We start from the raw sequence: 16,526 nt of genomic DNA on the forward strand, positions 1-16,526 counted from the left end.
GCTGCTGCGCCGGACCGCTTCGGCGCAGCAGCCGGCCCTGCCCCGCTACCCCCGAACCGAAAGGCACCGCCCGTGAACCTCACCTTCGCCCCTGCTGGTAAGTCCGGCTATTCGAAGGTGCGGAGTACCGGGTCTTTAGGCAACGCGATCGAGAGCCATGCTGCTCCGTCCGGGCAAGGGTGGCGCGGCTGTCCGACCGTGATCGGCAACGGATTCGGAGCCACCTCGAGCGTGTCTTGAGGACGCAGCGGGGCAGGTTGCGATTGGGCTTCTGCAAGCTTGAGCCACCGGTCCGTCTGGAAGCATGGGCATGACCGTTGTCGTCCAGGGGGGGACAATCTCGATGAGCGCGTTAGACGATCTTGCCTCAGCCGTGGTCCAGCTGATGGCAACCGCCGCCACAGCGGCCGCCACCAGCGCGGGCAGCGCCGCCGCCTCGCTGGTCGGGGATCTGGTCCGAACCCGGCTCACGGGCGCCGGGCAGAGTGCGGCCGTGGCCACGTTCGACGCGGCCCCCCAGGAGCCCGCAGCCCAGGCTAGCCTTCACAGCGCCCTGGTGACCGTGATGGCTGCCGACCAGCCCTTCGTCGTCCAGCTCACCAGCACCATGCCCGCTGCGGAGCCGGGACCTCAGCCTGCTGCGGCTGCGCCCGCCAACGTCGCCTCCGGCGGAGGCATCACCATCCAGGGGACAGGCAACAAGGTCCGGGGCAACTTTGCAGGCCGGGACCAAATCATCAACAAGATCCGCAACGGCGACCCCTGGGCACTGGTGGTCCTTGCCCTGGTCATCGTCGTCCTGGCGCTCGCCGGCTACGGCGGTGTGCAGCTCATCGGCGGCGGGGACTCCCCGCCGACAAACGAAAAGTCCGTCACCAGCCTGCCCTTCGGCACCACCGACGGGCAGGAGGGCCGGACCAACGCACAATCGGCGGCGCCGGCCGCCGCTTCGAAGGCCTCCGAGTTGTGGTCGATCCCCAGGAACCCGTGGGCGTTCGCCTCCCCCGTGGTCAGCGATGGCAAGGTCTACTACCTCAGCTACAGCTCCTCCACGGGGATCGACCTGCTGGTGGTCGACGCCTCCAGCGGAACCGTAAGGTCCACGCTGCACCTGGATGACAATGAGTTCGGGGTGCCCGGCGCTCTGGCCGTGTCGGGCAGGAACTTCTACCTCGTTGACCACAACGGTGTCCTGCATGCTGGCAACGACGCGGGGATGCTCTGGAAGTACCACACCGGCGCCTCCAACCAGGCGCCGATGAAGGCGCCGACGGTTGCCGACGGCATGGTGTTCGTTGGCGGCTGGAATGATGTCCTTCACGCTGTGGACGCCGCCACGGGCACAAAGCGCTGGTCGTTCACCGCCAAGGACCGCATCGTCTCGTCCCCGGCTGTCAGCAAGGGCGTTGTGTACGCCGGCAGCCGCGACGGCCACCTCTACGCGCTGGACGAGGCGACCGGAAACCCGCTGTGGGCCTTCCCGAGCGGTGAGGCATTCCACGACTCTTCCCCCGTCGTGGCAGACGGGACGGTCTTCATCGGCGGGACGAAGGGCACGTTCTTTGCGGTGAACACCGCCGACGGCTCGGAGCGCTGGAAGTTCCGGACCGAGGGCACCGACGATCAGATCTCCTCCGACCCCGTGGTCTCCGGCGGCCTGGTCTACTTTGGCTGCAGCAACAAGATCTTCTACGCCCTCGACGCGGCCACCGGGACGAAGCGCTGGTCGGTGTCCACCGGCGACTTCATCTTCTCCTCACCCGCCCTGGCCGACGGGGTCGTCTACTTCGGAGGTTGGGACGGCAAGCTGCGCGCCGTCGACGCGGCGACCGGTACGGAACGCTGGACATACACCAGCGAGGGCCAGGTAATGGAGAACCCCGCCATCGGCAAGGACACCGTCTTCATCGCCACCAGAAAGAACCGAGGGGCGGACGGCACCGTGTCGGACAGCGGCCATCTGTACGCCCTGCGCCGCTAACGGTGGTGAGCGACCCGAGAGCCGGGCCATCAGCCCAGGTTCTCCAACTACCTTTTCTGCCACCGGACGTCTACCTATGCTTGACGCTGCTCGGCCGGTCCACTCATCGGGGGGTTCCGCAAGATGAAGCGTCGTTTGATCGCTGCACAGCCTGGGCTGATGGCCTTGATGACGTTTGCCTTTGCCCTTGTGGGTTGCTCCCAAGCAGTTGTACCTGCCCCGACCACTACAACATCGGCGTCCCCGCCGCCGCAGAAGACTGCGTCCGCATCGTCAAACGCGACAGGGGAAGCCGAGTTACCGCTCAGGTATGCGGACGCAAAGGTCACTCTCAAGACTGACAGTTTTGTATCGCCGGATGCTTGCGAGTTGGATACCCCGGGGCTGTATGGGGACCAGCCTGTACCGAGCGGCAAGCTGGTGAATGTTGGGCGTTCAACCCTTACCCCCGGGGACCTTCCTCCCGAGGTGAGTACCCAAATGCGCCTCGGAGACAGCCTGTATGCCATCAAATGCGGCACTTGGCCGGATACGCCGGGACAAATGACAGTGCTGGCATACGTTAACCCTGGACTCTTTCAGACCGCTGAGCCGATCAATGATGCCCGAGGCTGCCAACGGGTCGTGAACGGCGCGGGATCCCACGTCAAGGGGATCGCCGGCGAGGTCGGAGCCCGCTACTGCATGGCAGACAACAGCACAGGCGCTCTCTGGGCTCTCACTGTTCTGGAGAAGACGTCAGAGCCGGCCTCGATCACCGTTTCGGTCACCCACTGGGGCCGTCCCGGGTACTAGGCACGTATTTGACACTGACCGGGGCAGCCAGGGCTGGCTCGGCGCCGTGTATGGCCGGGCCCGCCCTGGCTGAGGCCGGCTGACGTCATCAAGCCCGCTGTGGGTATCCGTAAAGACCGCAGTCCGCCGGGCAGTTGAGGCAGTTAGCAGGAGACCGGCCGAGCATGTTTGACGTGGTGGCGCACGAACGGCGAGAGCCGGCGACCCGTGCCTGCACGCTCCGGGGCCCCGGCAACCGCGACCGTCTGTCAGCGCTTGGCCCGACGAGAGACCTCTGCCGCATAGCCGGGGCGGGTGTTGCCGGCTTCTTCGGACCAGCCTGTGGCGGTGCGGATGCTTATGCCGAGGAGGTCGCTGAGGACGGAGGCTGGTAGTTCAGCGGCCAGGTCCAGCAGGGCGGTGGATCGCCCGGCGCGGGTCTTGATGCCCAGTTGGTAGAGCCTGGCTGCTTGGCGTTGGGCGCTGATGGGGCGGCCGGCGCGCACGCCGGGGAAGAGCCAGCTGTGCTCGTCGGTGTGTCCGAGGGCCCCGTAGCCGCGGCGGGTGCGGACGAGCTGGCGGATCAGGTCGGCCAGCGGTGCGGGGATCTCCAGCGGCTTGGCGCCCAGGTGTAGGTGGAGGGCGTCGCCGGTGTCGAGGACGTGGTTGGTCGTCAGGTGGGTGATCCGGCTGACGGGCTGGCCGTAGAGCAGGACGAGGCAGCCGGCGACGCGGTCGCCGGTCGCTAGTGAGGTGTCGTGCAGCAGGCGTTTGCTGATGCTCCACCGCAATTCGGCGTCGGGGAACGTGTCCGGGCCGCGGGTTCCCTTGCGTTCGGGGACGGATAGGGGACGGGAGTGGCCGCGGTTGGCAGACCAAATGAGGAAGTTGCGGACCAGGATCCGGCCCCCGGTTTTCGAGGTGAGCCACAGGTCGATGTCGGCCTGAGTGCAGGCTGACAGGGTTGTGCCGTGCTCGCGCAGCCAGGCGAGCAGGCGGATGGCGGCCTGGATGTCCCCCTTGGCGGTCTGGTACTGGCCGTGGGTCAGCGGCCAGCGCCGAGCACGGCGCCGGAGCTTGTTGAGGTGGAACCACGTCGCGAAGCTCTTGATGACGACCCGGTCGTCATGGTCGCCGATCGCGGCGACGGCCCCGGGCAGCCACCGCTCGAAGGCGGCCAGGTGCTCGTCGCGCCCCGGCAGGACGCCGTGGGCGGTGAGCGCGGCACGTAGATGGTTGATGGCTTTCGGCGGCTGCATCGCGTCGAGCGTGGCGTGGGTGAGGGGCTCGGTGAGGTCGCGCAGCCGCACCACCAGCTCCCGGCTGCCGGGGCGCTTGAGCCACAGCAGGAGCGAGGACGGCGGCCCTGCGGTGAGCGCGGCGGCGATCGGCTCGTGGCGCGGGTGCACCTGGTCGGCCGGGCCGGCGAGCAGGGCGCGCAGCTGGCGCCTGGCGGCGCAGGCCGGACAGAGTCCGTGGTGGTGGAGGCGTTCAAGGCTGCCGCATCCGGTGCAGTGTCGGAAGGAGATCGGGTCCTTGGCGTAGCAGACCTTGCACAGGTTCTCGCCGTCGGCCGAGCGGGCGTAGGCGTACCGGAGGGTGCCGCAGGCCGAGCACACCTCGTGGCGACGGCTGCACGGTGCGCAGAGTGGGTCACCCTCTGACCCGCGTGCGTTGATGACGCGGTGGATGCCACAGTTCGAGCATGGTGCGCGGTTGCTTCGCCTGGTACAGGTCGCGCAGCGTGGAGCGTTGGTGTCGGCGTAGTGGCACGGCTTGCGGACCTGGCAGACGGAACAGATGGCCGTAGGGGGCCGCTGGCACCTGCCGCACACGGCCCGGCCGGCCGCGTCGCGGTGGGTCAGAGCGACACGGCCGCACTGGGTGCAGGGTTCGTGGTTGACCGGGTCGCGGCGCATGCACGGGGCGCACAGGGGCTCGCCGTCGGCGGTGCGGGTCGTCACCGGCGAAGGGATCTTGCACGAGGAGCAGGGCTGGAGCCGGGCTTGGTCGTAGCAGCGGCGGCAGCACCGCGCGTTATCGCGGGCGTAGTTCAGCGGGGCCACGCGCTGACAGATGGGGCAGGCCGGCACGGTGATGTTGGTGGCGCCTCGGGCGACCAGAGCCGCGATCAGGGCGATCACGCGGGGAGAACCGTGAGCGCCCTGCCCGGTCAGCAGGTCCGGGCGGTTGGTCAGGTCCCGTGCCATGGCCTGCTGCTGTGCGGGAAGCGGCAGCACTTCGGTGACGACGGCGGCAAGCTCGTCGTCGCTCAGGCCGGTGCACGCCCGGCCCAGGAGCCGACGGACCTCGGCGTGCCCGTCCACCGGCTCCTGGCGGTGCCGCCCGCACAGCGGCCGGCCCTCCCGGTCGCGGCCCGCAACCTGCCGCCTCTGGCCGCAGACCGCGCACGGCTGCGGGCCGCTGCCGGTCGCCTTGTTGCCGCACGTCGAGCAGATGCGCCGGGTCCCGTCGACGCGGTTGAGGACGCCCTGCTTGCCGCAGCCCGCGCAGCGGGGCAGCACCAGGCGGTTCTGGCCGTGCAGCAGCAGTTCGCGCACCAGCAGCTCGATCAGCCGCGGCCCCTCTGGGCGGCCCGAGGCCAGCAGGGCTGGGTCAGCGGCGAGGGCCTGGGCGAGCCGACGTTGCTTCGCGCGGGTGTCGGCGACCCGGTCGACGGCCAGGGCAATGGCCGGCTCGGGTATGCCGGGGTCCGCGGCCGCGACCGCCTCGGCGATTACAGAGCGCGGCTCGGTCAAGAAGCGCGGAGCCGGTTCGGTACCAGTCACTGCGGACCGGGCAGGACACGGGCCCGCTTGGGCCTGAACGAGCCCACGCCCGGCTCCGGCCGTTCCCCGCCCGGCACGGGCGCCGCGTCGGAGGCCGTCCGGCGGCCGCGGGATGCGGCGCGGACCGGCTCGATGAGGTCGTCCATGCGGCAGCCCAGGATGTCCAGCAGGGCCATGAGCGTCTTCATGCTCAGCCGCTCGGGCTTCTCCACCACCAGCCGGTAGGTCTGGCTCGGCGACAGGTCCACCCCCCGCTCGGCCAGCAGCGGCCGCAGATCGGTCGTGGAGAACATGCCGCGGGCGGCCATGAGCTCCCTCAGGTGCCAACGGTAGTCGAGCTTCGCGGTCATGCCATCTGCCCTTCGGTGGTGAAGGCGCGATCCAGCGCCTTGCGCATCATCGTGTTCATGAAGTCCGTGCTGACCCCGGTGTAGATCGCGGTGGTGGAAGCGAACCGGTGCCCGACCTGCTCCTGTACGAACTTCGGGTCCGCCCCATCCTCGATCAGGTGGGTCACGTACGAGTGCCGCAGGCAGTGCGGGACCAGCTCCTTGTCCATGTCCAGCGCGTCGCGGTAGGTCGCGAACCGCTCCTCGATCTCCCGAGGCTGCAACCGCCCGCCGCGCTCGGTCAGCCACACCGCCCGGCGGCCGGCGTGGTGGCGAAACCTGGGCCGGATGTTGACCAGGTAGTCCTCCAACGTCTCCACCGCCCACGGCATCACGCTGGCCACCATCCGGCGCCGCGGTCCCGAGCCCTTGCTCGCTTTGCCGTACCGGACGTGCATGTTGCCGAAGCGCCCCAGCTCAGGCGCCTTCGGGTTGCGGTAGAAGTCCGTGACATCCAGCCGCGACACCTCCCGGCATCGCAGGCCCCACCCGTAGATCGCCTTGAAGACCGTGGCGTCCCGGTAAGCCGTCAGTGCGCCCTTCCTGCCCCGCCGCACAGCCTCCTCCACGCGGTCGTCGGCGTAGTCGAACAGGGTCTGGACTTCCTCTCGGGTCATCGGCCGTCGATCCGGATCCCCTTCGTAGTCCTCCAGGTGGACCGCGGTGTTCCACTCGTGGCAGACCTGCACCGGGTGGGTCCCGAACCGGACCTCGCACTCCTCGACCCAGGCGTAGTGGGGCGAGGTGATGAAGTCGCAGAACAGCCGTATCGCGCCCTGGTACGAGCGGATCGTCGACTTCGCCCTCCCGTGCTCGGCGATCAGCGAGTCGGTCCACTCGTCCATGTGCGCGGCCGACCACAGCCACGGGTACTCGCCGCTGAACACAGCGAACCGGCGCACGATGCGACGCCGCTCCTTGATCGTGTCCGGCTCCAGCCGCCGGCCGCGCTGCTGCCGCTCCCAGCCGCTCAGCATCGCCTCGAACACCGCGTCCTCGGGGTGCAGCAGCGAGACACCGTCGACCAGCTCCAGACGCGCCGAACCCTGGGGTGCCGCATCCTGCCGAACCACTCGACCCTCCCCTTGCACCAGATGGAAGGATCATGCATCACATGACCGATCTACGTCATCTTGCCTGCTCAGAAGCCGTCGTTCCCTGCCCCTCGGGCTGCTACGGTCAGCCGCAGGCCAACGTGTTGCACGGCCGCGAGGCCTGCATCCAATGCAACTCCCCGGCCTTCGGCGACCTGGTCGCCATGATCGGGTGCGCGGCCAGCGGCAAGTCCTCGGCCCTGCGCACCGTCCCGCCACACCAGATCGTCAGCCTGGACACCCTGCGCGCGATCGTCTCCGAGCCCGGCGACCAGGCCGCCACCGCCGACGCCGTCCTGCTCCAGCACCACGTCCTCCTGAACCGGGCGCGCCGCGGCGCCACGACCTACGTGGACAACACCTCGGTCGAGGCGCAGCACCGGCTCCAGCTGGTGGAGCTGGCCCACCAGCACGGCCGTCGAGCCGTCGCGGTCCTGGTCGACGCCCCACTGCACCTCTGTCTCGCACGGAACGCGGCCAGGCCCGACCACCAGCGCGTTCCGGAGGACGTCCTGCGCTGGCAGCACCGCATGGCCCGCTCCGCCCACGCCCTCCTCCCCCGCGAAGGGTGGGACGAGATCCGCCACCACCCCAGCACCGGGCACTGACGCCCCCCAGCCGCCGAGCCACCCAGGCCCGGCGAGCAGGCCGCAGTGGTGAGCGGCGCGGCCGCCCGGCCGACACCCAACCCGACTCCCGGAGGACCCCGTGACCGACACCCTGCGCACCCGCCTGGCCCGCACCGCCCTCGACACCGCCGACGGCATCGCCACCGTCACCGCTGCGGCCACCGCCGGCCTCACCACCTACCGCGCCCTCACCACCCGCCTGGCCGAAACCCGCATCACCCTCGCCCTGGCCACCGGAGCCCTCGCCGCCCTGATCACCCACCAGACCGCCTACAAGGCCCTCACCCCGCTGCGCCGCCGCCTCGGAGCCGAGCACCACGGCCCGGCCCGCGAGACGGTCCCGGCGCCGACCCGAGAGCAGCTGGCCACCGACGTCTGCGCCGACGCCGCCGCCCGCGCCGCCTCCGGTGCCGCCCGCCTCGACTACAGCTACGGCGCGCTCACCAATGCGGAGAACTGGACCGGCAGCCCGGACGGCACCGCGACGTGCGAGATCACACCCACCGCACGCCTGCTGGCCGTCCCGCGCCCGACCGACCACGACGGCTACAACAGCCGCACCTACCTGTTCGCCCGCGACGGCGAGCAGCCGGTGCAGATCCACACCATCGGCGACCTGGCCGCGCTCCTGGACGCACCCGCCGCCGACACCGCGCAGCCCACCGACAGCGAGGGTGAGGACGGCGACCCGTGCGCCGCCCTCGGCCAGGACCTCGCCATCGCGAGTTCCGCCCCGCCCCGACCGCCGACGGCGAGGACCAAGCCGACGGGGACGACAACCGCGACCAGGAGGCGGCGGCCCACGCCACTGGCCTGCTGTAGTCGGCCACACCCGACAGCAGACCGCCCCGCCACCAGCCCCGGCCCGACCACCCGGCCCAGCCCCGGCCCGCACCCCAGCGGGCCGGGGCCGACCCGTCGAAGGAGACACCGCAGATGACCACCAGCCCCGCCCTGGCCCAGGCCGGCCGCCGCGGCCTCTTCACCACCGACCCCGACCAGCGGCTGCGCCCCGGACCGGCCCTGGGAGCTGTGGCTCACCGGCCCCGGCGCCCTGCTGGAGATGCCCGACCTCGCCACCGCGCTGATGGCTTCGGCCGAGCACAACGCCGCGGCCGCCGACCTGGACGACGGCTCTCCGCTCCAGCCCGTCACCCACGCCCTGGTCCTCCACCACGGCTACGCCTGGCGCCGCGAGGGCGCGGCCCGCTCGGGCGCCGACATCGCTGTCCCGTCGCTGTGCTGGACCGCCAGGTGCGGCGTCTGCGGCGACCTGGTCGAGGACGAGTTCATCCCCCACCACGACACCCCCGAGGGCGCTGCCGACGACGCCGTCAGCAGCCACGAATGGGACGAGCTCCCCGACGGTCGGCTGGTGTGCGAGCGCACCGACGACGCCCACCACAACGCCCGCGACCACGCCCACGCCCGCACCGAGGACCCCGAGCAGCCGGACGAGAACCAGCTCCCCCTCCTTTAGACACCGCCCACCTGATGGAGGACCACACGCCGCGCCGGTTCGGCACCCGGCCCGAGCAGCAGTACTTCCTCCCCGGCCGGCGGGCGCGACGGCGTGTACTTCAGCCAGACCATGAACAGGCCGAGGTCACGGGCGGCGTCCGGCCACTGTCGACCGGTCTCGCGGCACCAGCGCAGATAGAGCGCGGCCCCGCTGGCGTGGGCCCTGGTAGTCAGCTCGGCCCGGCTCCTGCCGAACCGCAGGTACCGCAGCCAGTGGTCGACCACCGGAACGACGTTCAGGTCATCGTCGATGACCGTCCAGTACCGGCTGCCCGACGGCAGGACGACAGGAAAGGCCCGCATGTGCAACTCCAGGGTCCGACGGATGCGTGCAACAACCCGCCACAGAGCCACACCCCCCGAGAACGATTCTCGGAGCACCAACGACAGCCCCCCCCCCGCCACGTCACACCATGCAGGTGACGCCCCCTGAGGATCACCTGGTACTCCGGGCTGGAGGCGTTCGTCGACCCGTCCAAAGACCGGGCCTACTGGACCACCCGGGGCCCGATCCTCGTGACCAGCACCAAGTTGGGTGCGGCCTGCTACGTGGACGACCGCGCGGTCCACCACGCCGGCGACTGGACCGACACCCTCGCCACCGTCAGTCGCGCGATCGGCCTCGACCGTGCGGGCACCCTCGTTCCGGCCTGATCCCCAGCACACAGAAGGGCCCGCCTTCCCCGGCTTTGACACCGGAGGAGGCGGGCCCTTCTGTGTTTCCGGGTCTTTACGCCGTAGAGGACTCCTGGGTGAGGCCCATTCCTGCGGAGACCCCGGAACTCGATGGCCGGCCTCCTCGCCGCCTTCCTCACCGACCCAGCACGCCTACAAGGCCCTCACCGGCCAGCGGCTGCGGTGGGTGGGGGAGAGGGTTTCTGCCTTCCCTGACTGGCCTGCGTCCGCTTGGAGGTGCCGCGACCGGCTGTTGTCGCACGCGGTCTGACGGTTTTCCCACGCCTGGCGGATCCGGTGCGCGGGGCGGCGTCCGGCCCAGGGCGTGGAGCCGTGCTGTCCACATCGTGGGGTTCGGGCCCGCTCGCCTCACGGCCGTCGTCCGGATCAGCGGCCGGCGGTTTGGTGGTCCGATCGCCGGCGCGGTGAAGGGCCCGTCTCCTCGGCGCTGAGCTGAGGGACGGGCCCTTCGTGTTTCGAGGCCGGGTCATCACCCGGCGGTGGGGCAGGCCTTCCGAACCTGGCCAGGGCCGCCGCGGAGCCGGGCACAGGGGCCGGCCGGATCCGCGTGCACCTCAAGGGCCAGGACCAGGGCGAGACGACCGCGCGAGCGGCATTGCCGCCCAGGCGCGGGTCCCTCGTGTAAACGCCGTTTACACCCCGGGCGGAAGAGAAACCGAAGACACACAGCCCCGGGATGTGCCTAAACCCCCATGACGCCACTATGGTGACGCCATGACGTCTCAAAACCTCGAAGGAGGGAGGGAAAAGGTTGCGTCCAAGCTGCCTGTAGCCCTCCGCCAGGAACTCAAGACCCGGGCCGCGCAGCTCGGCATCGACATGCAGGACGCCGTCAACCAGGCCGTCGAGCAGTGGCGTCTCCGACCGGCCGAGAGCAACCCGACTATCGACACGGCCGGCGCCGAAAGCTGGAACACCTGGCTCCCCACCGGCCTGTACGACTCCTTCAAGAAGGACTGCACAAGCCGAGGAATCTCCTTCGTCCAGGGCCTCGCCCAGGCGATCCGCGTGTGGATCGACTCGCACAACGTCCCCCTGACCGAGCTGGCGATCCCCAAGTACACCCGGCGCATCGTCGTCTGCAACCAGAAGGGCGGCGTCGGCAAGACCACCATCGCCGCCGGCACAGGCCAGGCCATAGCGCTCGGCCTGCCCGCCAGCACCGGCTCCTCCAAGCTGCCAGCGCTGCCCGGGCTGCGCACCCTGCTCGTCGACTACGACCCGCAGGGCCACCTGACCTCCCAGCTCGGCGTCAAGCAGATCCCGCCGGGCGAAGAGAGCCTGGTAACCCACATGGTCGACCGTGACCGCGTGGCCGGATCCCTGCTCGACCAGGTCGTGACGATCGAGCCCGACCACTTCGAAGGCCGCCTCAGCCTGCTGCCCTCGAGCTTCGACGCGTTCCTGCTCGACTCCCGCCTCGGATCCGTCCGCGGCCCCCGCGAGACCAGCCTCCAGCGCGCCCTCGCCCCACTCGAAGGACACTTCGACGTCATCGTGATCGACGCCCCGCCGAACCTCGGCCTGGCAATGGACGCCGGCCTCTACTACGGACACCGCCGCAAGAACGAGGCACCCGGCACCTCCGGCGTCCTCGTCCCGGTGGAGGCCGAGGACTCCTCCGCAGACGCCTACGCCATGCTCGACAGCCAGATCCGCACCGTCAGCCTCGACTACGAGGTCGACATCGACCGGCTCGGACTCGTCGTCAACAAGTTCGACAAGCGCAAGGGCTACGTCGCCACGCACTCCCTCGACAACTGGCAGTCCCTGGGCACACCGCCCGTCGTCTCCGTTGTTCCCGACCTCAAAGAGCAGCGCGAGGCCGTCCACGTCAAGCAGCCGCTGCTCATGTACGCACCCACATCCATCCAGGCGCAGCGCATGCGTGAGATCCGCCGGGGGCTCTCGTGAGTGTCGCGAAGAAGCTGCAGGGTGGCGGCGGGTCGTTCGGGGCGCTGGCGCAGGGTGCGTCGCGTGGCGACGAGGTGCGGGCGCGCAGCGAGGCGCTGGACGCCACTGGCCGGGTTCGGCGTGCGTCGTCGGCGCCGGTGTCCTCGATCGTTTTCAATCCGCTCAATCCCCGGAAGACCATCGACGACGGGTCGATCGGCGAGCTCGCCGAGAGCCTGGCCCGCCGGCAGATCGTTTCCGTGACGGTGGTGAGCCGCGGAGCGTTCCTCGATGCGCATCCGGATCAGGCGGACGCGATCGGCGAGGCGGACTTCGTCGCGCTCGACGGTAATCGCCGTCTGATGGCCGCGCGGCAGGCGGGGCTGGCGACGTTGCGGGTGGACCTCCAGGACGACCTGGTCTCGCGTGCCTCGGACATGGTCGAGGCGGCGCTGATCGCCAACGCGCACCGTGAGGACGTGTTGCCCTTCGAGGAGGCCCAGGCGATCGAGCAGCTGCTGGACACGGTCTACGAGGGCAACCAGGCGGCCGTCGCGCGGGCGCTGGGCAAGTCCCGTGCCTGGGTGGGTCAGCGGCTGGCCCTGCTCCACCTCGCGCCCGAGCTCCAGGAGCAGGCGGGGACCGGAGAGCTGGCGATCGAGGACGCGCGCAAGATCGGTGCCGAGGCTCGGTCAGGGAAGATCACCCAGGCCGAGCAGCTCCAGAGGGCTCAGGCCGCGAAGGAGGCGGCCGCCGAGAAGCAGGCCGCGAAGGCAAAGCGCGCGGCCAGGGAAGCGAATCGTCCGGCGGGGGCGGACGCGGCTGGTCGTGCCTCTGCACCTGTTGAGGGTGGTGTGAACGAGGGTGGTGTAAACGGCGTTTACACCTCGGCTGGGGTCCAGGCGCCGGCGGATGGCTCGTTGGAGCGGTCTGCTGGTGTAAACGGCGTTTACACCTCCGGTCTGCCAGATCAGCGCGACGGTGCTGCCGGTGGCAGCGACCGGGGTGTATCGGCACTGGGGGAGGGTTCCGCCGACCTGGTCCGGCAGGGGCAGCAGGCCGGCACGGCGGTGGCGCCGTCGGCGGGTGCGGCGGTTCCCGACTGGCGTGACCTTGAGGGTGTGGCGAGCTGGCTCCTCCGCTTTCTTCAGCCCGATGAGCTGAGGGTCGTTGCCACCACGGTGCTCGACCGCCTGGACGAGTACGCACCACAGCGTCCTGCCGGCAGCTGATCGGCGGAGGATGGCGACAGAACGGCCTGGGTACCTCAAGGGTGCTCAGGCCGTTTTTCTCTGGGCGGGACGGGCGACTCGGCGGTGGCGTGTAAACGGCGTTTACACGTCAGCTGGGAGTCCCGCCTCATTGGACCCTGACTGGTCGCCACTGAACGCTGACCCTGCGGGCTTCTGCCACTGCAGGTCGACCGCCGCGGTCGACGAACGAACGCCGGGCTACGCGCGGGCCGGCCGGTGCCAGCAGGACTTCGCATGCCAGGCGACCATCGAGAAGGACGACCACAACATTGTGGTGATCACGTTCGCCTCCCCGACAGGCGTCGTGAATCAGGGCGCTGGCCTGGGCAGCAAGGGTCTCCTGAGACGGAATCGGAGGCGGCTGGTCGTGCCTCTGCACCTGTTGAGGGTGGTGTGAACGAGGGTGGTGTAAACGGCGTTTACACCTCGGCTGGGGTCCAGGCGCCGGCGGATGGCTCGTTGGAGCGGTCTGCTGGTGTAAACGGCGTTTACACCTCCGGTCTGCCAGATCAGCGCGACGGTGCTGCCGGTGGCAGCGACCGGGGTGTATCGGCACTGGGGGAGGGTTCCGCCGACCTGGTCCGGCAGGGGCAGCAGGCCGGCACGGCGGTGGCGCCGTCGGCGGGTGCGGCGGTTCCCGACTGGCGTGACCTTGAGGGTGTGGCGAGCTGGCTCCTCCGCTTTCTTCAGCCCGATGAGCTGAGGGTCGTTGCCACCACGGTGCTCGACCGCCTGGACGAGTACGCGCCGCAGGGTACTGTCGACAGCTTGCCGGGAGCGCGGTGTAAACGGCGTTTACACCGCGGATGGGGTCCACGCGTCGGAGGGTGGCTCGTTGGAGCGGCCTGCCCGTAAACGGCGTTTACATCGAGGCCTGTCGGCTCGGCGTGGGATAGCGCCAGTCAGGATGCCTATAAATAGGGACAGTTATCTCGCGAGATGGACTAATTTGGATGTTTTGACATGCCCACGCTAAAGAAATGGAGAGCTGCAAGGCGCCTTGGCCAGCCTTTCAGCTGGCATCCGGTATGGCAGGCTTCCAGGGTGACGCACAGGCCCTCACGGGGGCCTTCCAAGGATTTTGGCCCAGGAGTTGAGGGTCTTCGCGGTACACGGCACCGTCGCCGAGCTGGCCCTGCAGCAGGTATCCGTCCGCCGCAGCCACGCGGTCCTCGCCCAGACCGACTCGCCCTGGCTCTTCCCCAGCGGCCAGCCGGGGCCGCCCGATCAGCGCCTGGGCCATGGGCGAAAGGCCCCGTAAGCTCGGCATTCGGCTCGCCGAGGCCCGCTCGACCGCGCTGTTCCAGCTCGCCACTGAGCTGCCCTCCGTGATCCTCGCCCGCACCCTGGGCATCCACATAAACGTCGCCGTCAAATGGCAGCGGGCCGCCGCCGGCGACTGGGCCGCTTACGCCGACGACGTCAGCAACCGCACTCGAGAGGCTCCAGCCCCGTGACCTTCCAGGACCATCTCCGCGCCCTTGCCGAGCGAGCGATCAGCTCGATCCCGGCTGGCGAGGCAGAGGACATCTACGTCATCTCGTTCTTCATCGACAACGAGAGGGACGACCCACGACAGCCCACCCTGACCATCGGATACAACACCGAAGCCCAGTTCCGACGCACCACCGCGAACGCCTCCGACGAGGCGGAAGCCCGCTGGAACTACGCCTTCTGGCTGCAGAACGAGCTCACGGTCATCGGCGACCTCACCCGAGACCCCGACGGAGCCGCGGCACGCCACCGGTGGATCAGTGAACTCGGACTTTGGTATGACGAGCCCACCCACCCCGAGGACTGGATCGCAACCGTGGGACCGACCGCCGCGCTGATCGAGGCCAACTTCAACCGGGCATGCGTCCATCTCGCTCGCGACCTCCACAACGATGGCGTCATCAAGAGCGTGATCAGCAAGCCAGTGCCGGTGATCCTCCACGAACTGGAGTACTACGAGGGGATCGCTCGCCGGACCGAGGCGGCCAACCCGCCCGGACTCGCCAACGACTTCACGGCGTGGGTCCGCGAAGGCTGAGGTATTCGGGGGCTCTGACCGCAGTTTCGTGAAAGGCCGGATCAGGACGGTGCCCTGGCGCTTCGGGGTTGTCATGCGCGCTCGCGGGCTCTCGCGAGCGTGGAGACCATGCTCTGGGCTTCGGTGGGCTGATCCGCGAGCCGTCCTGCTTCGAGGATCGCCTCGTCCGTCATCCGCGCGCCAACCTGGTGGGCTCGGTGAACGGCGTCGACGTTCAATTGCGCGGTCAGCAGGAGGAGCCAGCGCATGGCCTGCACGGGGTCGGCTTCCGTACCGACGCCGTCCCGGTACCAGTCGGCCGCGACATCCGCCGCGCCAGCGTGGCCGTCCTCGGCTGCCCGCACGTACCAGCTCAAGGCTTCCTCGTTGCGTCTGTCGGCCGCCAACTCGTCTCCCAGCGCCGGGGCAGCCTGCGTGATGCCCCCGTCGGCGGCTGGGTCAGCAGTCGGAGGTACTCGTCGCGGTCAGCGCGACAGTTGCCTTCCCCCTGGGCGACCGCAGCGTTGAAGGCCCCGTATGCGTCGCCTTTCGCGGCTGCCGCACGAAACAGCTCCAGAGCCTCGTCACGATCCTCCTCCACTCCCTTGCCCCGCACCAGCATGAAACCGAAAGCGTGAAGGCCTGCGGCGTGACCAGCGGCGGCCGCGGCCCTGGCATAGCCGACCGCCATCGGAAGGGCGTCTTCGGTGAAGTAGTCCATCAAGATCCCCACCATCAGAGCCTGCGCGCCAGGGTCTCCCGCATCATCGAGCGGTCTGATGTGTGTGTGTGTGGGGGGGGGGGGCTGCGAATCTGCTGACGGCGTTCGCGCCGTCCAGGCTGCCCAACTTGGCAGCCTCGATCCAGGCAAGCCCGGCATCTACCCAGCGTTCGCCCTCAGCCGCATCCTGCCCAGCGACGAGGAGCATCGGTCCGTCACCGGGCAGGATGCGCCAGGCCGCGTAGAAGCTCGAGATGTAGCCGCGCTGGCTGTCCTGCTCGGCCTTGGGAGTCCAGACCGAGCCGCTGTTGGGTGCGGGGTTGTGCGCAGTGCCTTCGTCGGTCGAGGCGAAGGGGTACTCGTCGCAGTTGTGTGTGGGTGTGGGCCGGGGCCGGCTGGCGGGCACGCGGCCGCGCGGTTGGCATCCACGTTGGCCTGCGACGGGTTGTAGTGCAGAGGGCGGCCGCTTCCGGGCTTTCCGAGGTGCAGCGGGGCCGTCTGCACGGTGCGGATGTTCGCAGCTTCCTCGGGGGCGCGTCGTCAGCGGTGTGACCAGTAGGGGTCGTCGGCGGTCGGGGGTACCACGGTCAGCTGGTGCGAATAGTCGTCCAACGGTTGGCCGGGCTGGGAGGGGTGTCGCCGTCACTCGGCCGCTATTCGGCTTCCCTCCCCCGGCTGCGGCCGTCGGGCCGTGGCCGAAGGTGGCTTCCGGCCCGGCTCGCCAGTGAGTCCGCCGTCGCGATCCCGTGCTCGCACACAACGAGCTTCCCCTTGC

At 69.6% G+C, this 16,526-nt stretch carries 16 protein-coding genes; 10 read left to right on the forward strand and 6 right to left on the reverse strand.

The features are described from left to right. The first annotated feature begins 310 nt into the window (after window positions 1-310). Entirely contained in the window at window positions 311-1,981 is a 1,671-nt protein-coding gene (locus AB0D10_RS42565; RefSeq protein ID WP_360267257.1) for a PQQ-binding-like beta-propeller repeat protein, read from the forward strand. A 1,043-nt stretch (window positions 1,982-3,024) separates the two neighbouring features. On the opposite strand, the gene AB0D10_RS42570 is transcribed toward AB0D10_RS42565, so the two are convergent. Genes AB0D10_RS42570 through AB0D10_RS42580 form a run of 3 tightly spaced genes read right to left on the reverse strand, consistent with a single transcriptional unit; the run spans window position 3,025 to window position 7,006 of the window. Then, complete coding sequence (locus tag AB0D10_RS42570; RefSeq protein WP_360267260.1) at window positions 3,025-5,514, reverse strand: hypothetical protein; 2,490 nt, start codon at window positions 5,512-5,514, stop codon at window positions 3,025-3,027. 26 nt (window positions 5,515-5,540) lie between these two features. Beyond that, window positions 5,541-5,894 (reverse strand): helix-turn-helix transcriptional regulator, encoded by a 354-nt coding sequence (locus AB0D10_RS42575; RefSeq protein ID WP_360267262.1) that lies wholly within the window; start codon window positions 5,892-5,894, stop codon window positions 5,541-5,543. Then, on the reverse strand, window positions 5,891-7,006 hold the full coding sequence (locus tag AB0D10_RS42580) for a tyrosine-type recombinase/integrase (RefSeq protein WP_360267265.1): 1,116 nt from the start codon (window positions 7,004-7,006) through the stop codon (window positions 5,891-5,893). The genes AB0D10_RS42575 and AB0D10_RS42580 overlap by 4 nt, the downstream gene beginning before the upstream one ends. Window positions 7,007-7,047: 41 nt before the next feature. Here AB0D10_RS42580 and AB0D10_RS42585 point away from each other — a divergent pair, with 41 nt between their 5' ends. The 3 genes from AB0D10_RS42585 to AB0D10_RS42595 all read left to right on the forward strand — a co-directional run bounded on the left by AB0D10_RS42585 (window position 7,048) and on the right by AB0D10_RS42595 (window position 9,136). Continuing rightward, window positions 7,048-7,635, forward strand: a complete 588-nt coding sequence (locus tag AB0D10_RS42585) for an AAA family ATPase (RefSeq protein WP_360267268.1) — start codon at window positions 7,048-7,050, stop codon at window positions 7,633-7,635. A 100-nt stretch (window positions 7,636-7,735) separates the two neighbouring features. Then, on the forward strand, window positions 7,736-8,596 hold the full coding sequence (locus tag AB0D10_RS42590; protein WP_360267270.1) for a hypothetical protein: 861 nt from the start codon (window positions 7,736-7,738) through the stop codon (window positions 8,594-8,596). Between the two features lie 123 nt (window positions 8,597-8,719). Further along, complete coding sequence (locus tag AB0D10_RS42595) at window positions 8,720-9,136, forward strand: hypothetical protein (RefSeq protein WP_360267273.1); 417 nt, start codon at window positions 8,720-8,722, stop codon at window positions 9,134-9,136. On the opposite strand, the gene AB0D10_RS42600 is transcribed toward AB0D10_RS42595, so the two are convergent. Next, window positions 9,133-9,480: a hypothetical protein gene (locus tag AB0D10_RS42600; RefSeq protein ID WP_360267275.1), complete on the reverse strand. Its 348-nt coding sequence runs from the start codon at window positions 9,478-9,480 to the stop codon at window positions 9,133-9,135. The two genes, AB0D10_RS42595 and AB0D10_RS42600, sit on opposite strands and share 4 nt — an antisense overlap. A gap of 213 nt (window positions 9,481-9,693) precedes the next feature. Between AB0D10_RS42600 and AB0D10_RS42605 the strand changes: the two genes are divergently transcribed. The 6 genes from AB0D10_RS42605 (at window position 9,694) to AB0D10_RS42630 (ending at window position 15,051) form a co-directional block, all read left to right on the forward strand. Beyond that, window positions 9,694-9,831, forward strand: coding sequence for a hypothetical protein (locus tag AB0D10_RS42605; protein WP_360267278.1), 138 nt, complete (start codon window positions 9,694-9,696; stop codon window positions 9,829-9,831). A 756-nt stretch (window positions 9,832-10,587) separates the two neighbouring features. Next, a complete protein-coding gene (locus AB0D10_RS42610; RefSeq protein WP_360267280.1) occupies window positions 10,588-11,787 on the forward strand; it encodes a ParA family protein in 1,200 nt (399 codons plus the stop codon). Then, the gene (locus tag AB0D10_RS42615) at window positions 11,784-12,998 is read left to right on the forward strand and encodes a ParB/RepB/Spo0J family partition protein (protein WP_360267283.1); all 1,215 of its coding nucleotides are present in this window, start codon (window positions 11,784-11,786) and stop codon (window positions 12,996-12,998) included. The genes AB0D10_RS42610 and AB0D10_RS42615 overlap by 4 nt, the downstream gene beginning before the upstream one ends. A gap of 1,114 nt (window positions 12,999-14,112) precedes the next feature. Further along, the gene (locus AB0D10_RS42620) at window positions 14,113-14,280 is read left to right on the forward strand and encodes a hypothetical protein (RefSeq protein ID WP_360267285.1); all 168 of its coding nucleotides are present in this window, start codon (window positions 14,113-14,115) and stop codon (window positions 14,278-14,280) included. Then, complete coding sequence (locus tag AB0D10_RS42625) at window positions 14,261-14,476, forward strand: hypothetical protein (RefSeq protein ID WP_360267288.1); 216 nt, start codon at window positions 14,261-14,263, stop codon at window positions 14,474-14,476. The genes AB0D10_RS42620 and AB0D10_RS42625 overlap by 20 nt, the downstream gene beginning before the upstream one ends. Continuing rightward, window positions 14,473-15,051, forward strand: coding sequence for a hypothetical protein (locus AB0D10_RS42630; protein WP_360267290.1), 579 nt, complete (start codon window positions 14,473-14,475; stop codon window positions 15,049-15,051). The genes AB0D10_RS42625 and AB0D10_RS42630 overlap by 4 nt, the downstream gene beginning before the upstream one ends. A 71-nt stretch (window positions 15,052-15,122) precedes the next feature. Here the strand turns inward: AB0D10_RS42630 and AB0D10_RS42635 are convergent, their stop codons facing one another. Continuing rightward, window positions 15,123-15,407 carry a hypothetical protein gene (locus AB0D10_RS42635; protein ID WP_360267293.1) on the reverse strand — a complete coding sequence of 95 codons (285 nt, stop codon included), beginning with the start codon at window positions 15,405-15,407 and terminating at the stop codon, window positions 15,123-15,125. After that, complete coding sequence (locus AB0D10_RS42640; RefSeq protein ID WP_360267295.1) at window positions 15,404-15,751, reverse strand: SEL1-like repeat protein; 348 nt, start codon at window positions 15,749-15,751, stop codon at window positions 15,404-15,406. The genes AB0D10_RS42635 and AB0D10_RS42640 overlap by 4 nt, the downstream gene beginning before the upstream one ends. Window positions 15,752-16,526 lie beyond the last annotated feature (775 nt).

The sequence above is a fragment of the Kitasatospora sp. NPDC048545 genome (assembly GCF_040651155.1).
In the GTDB taxonomy this organism is placed as follows: Bacteria; Actinomycetota; Actinomycetes; order Streptomycetales; family Streptomycetaceae; genus Kitasatospora.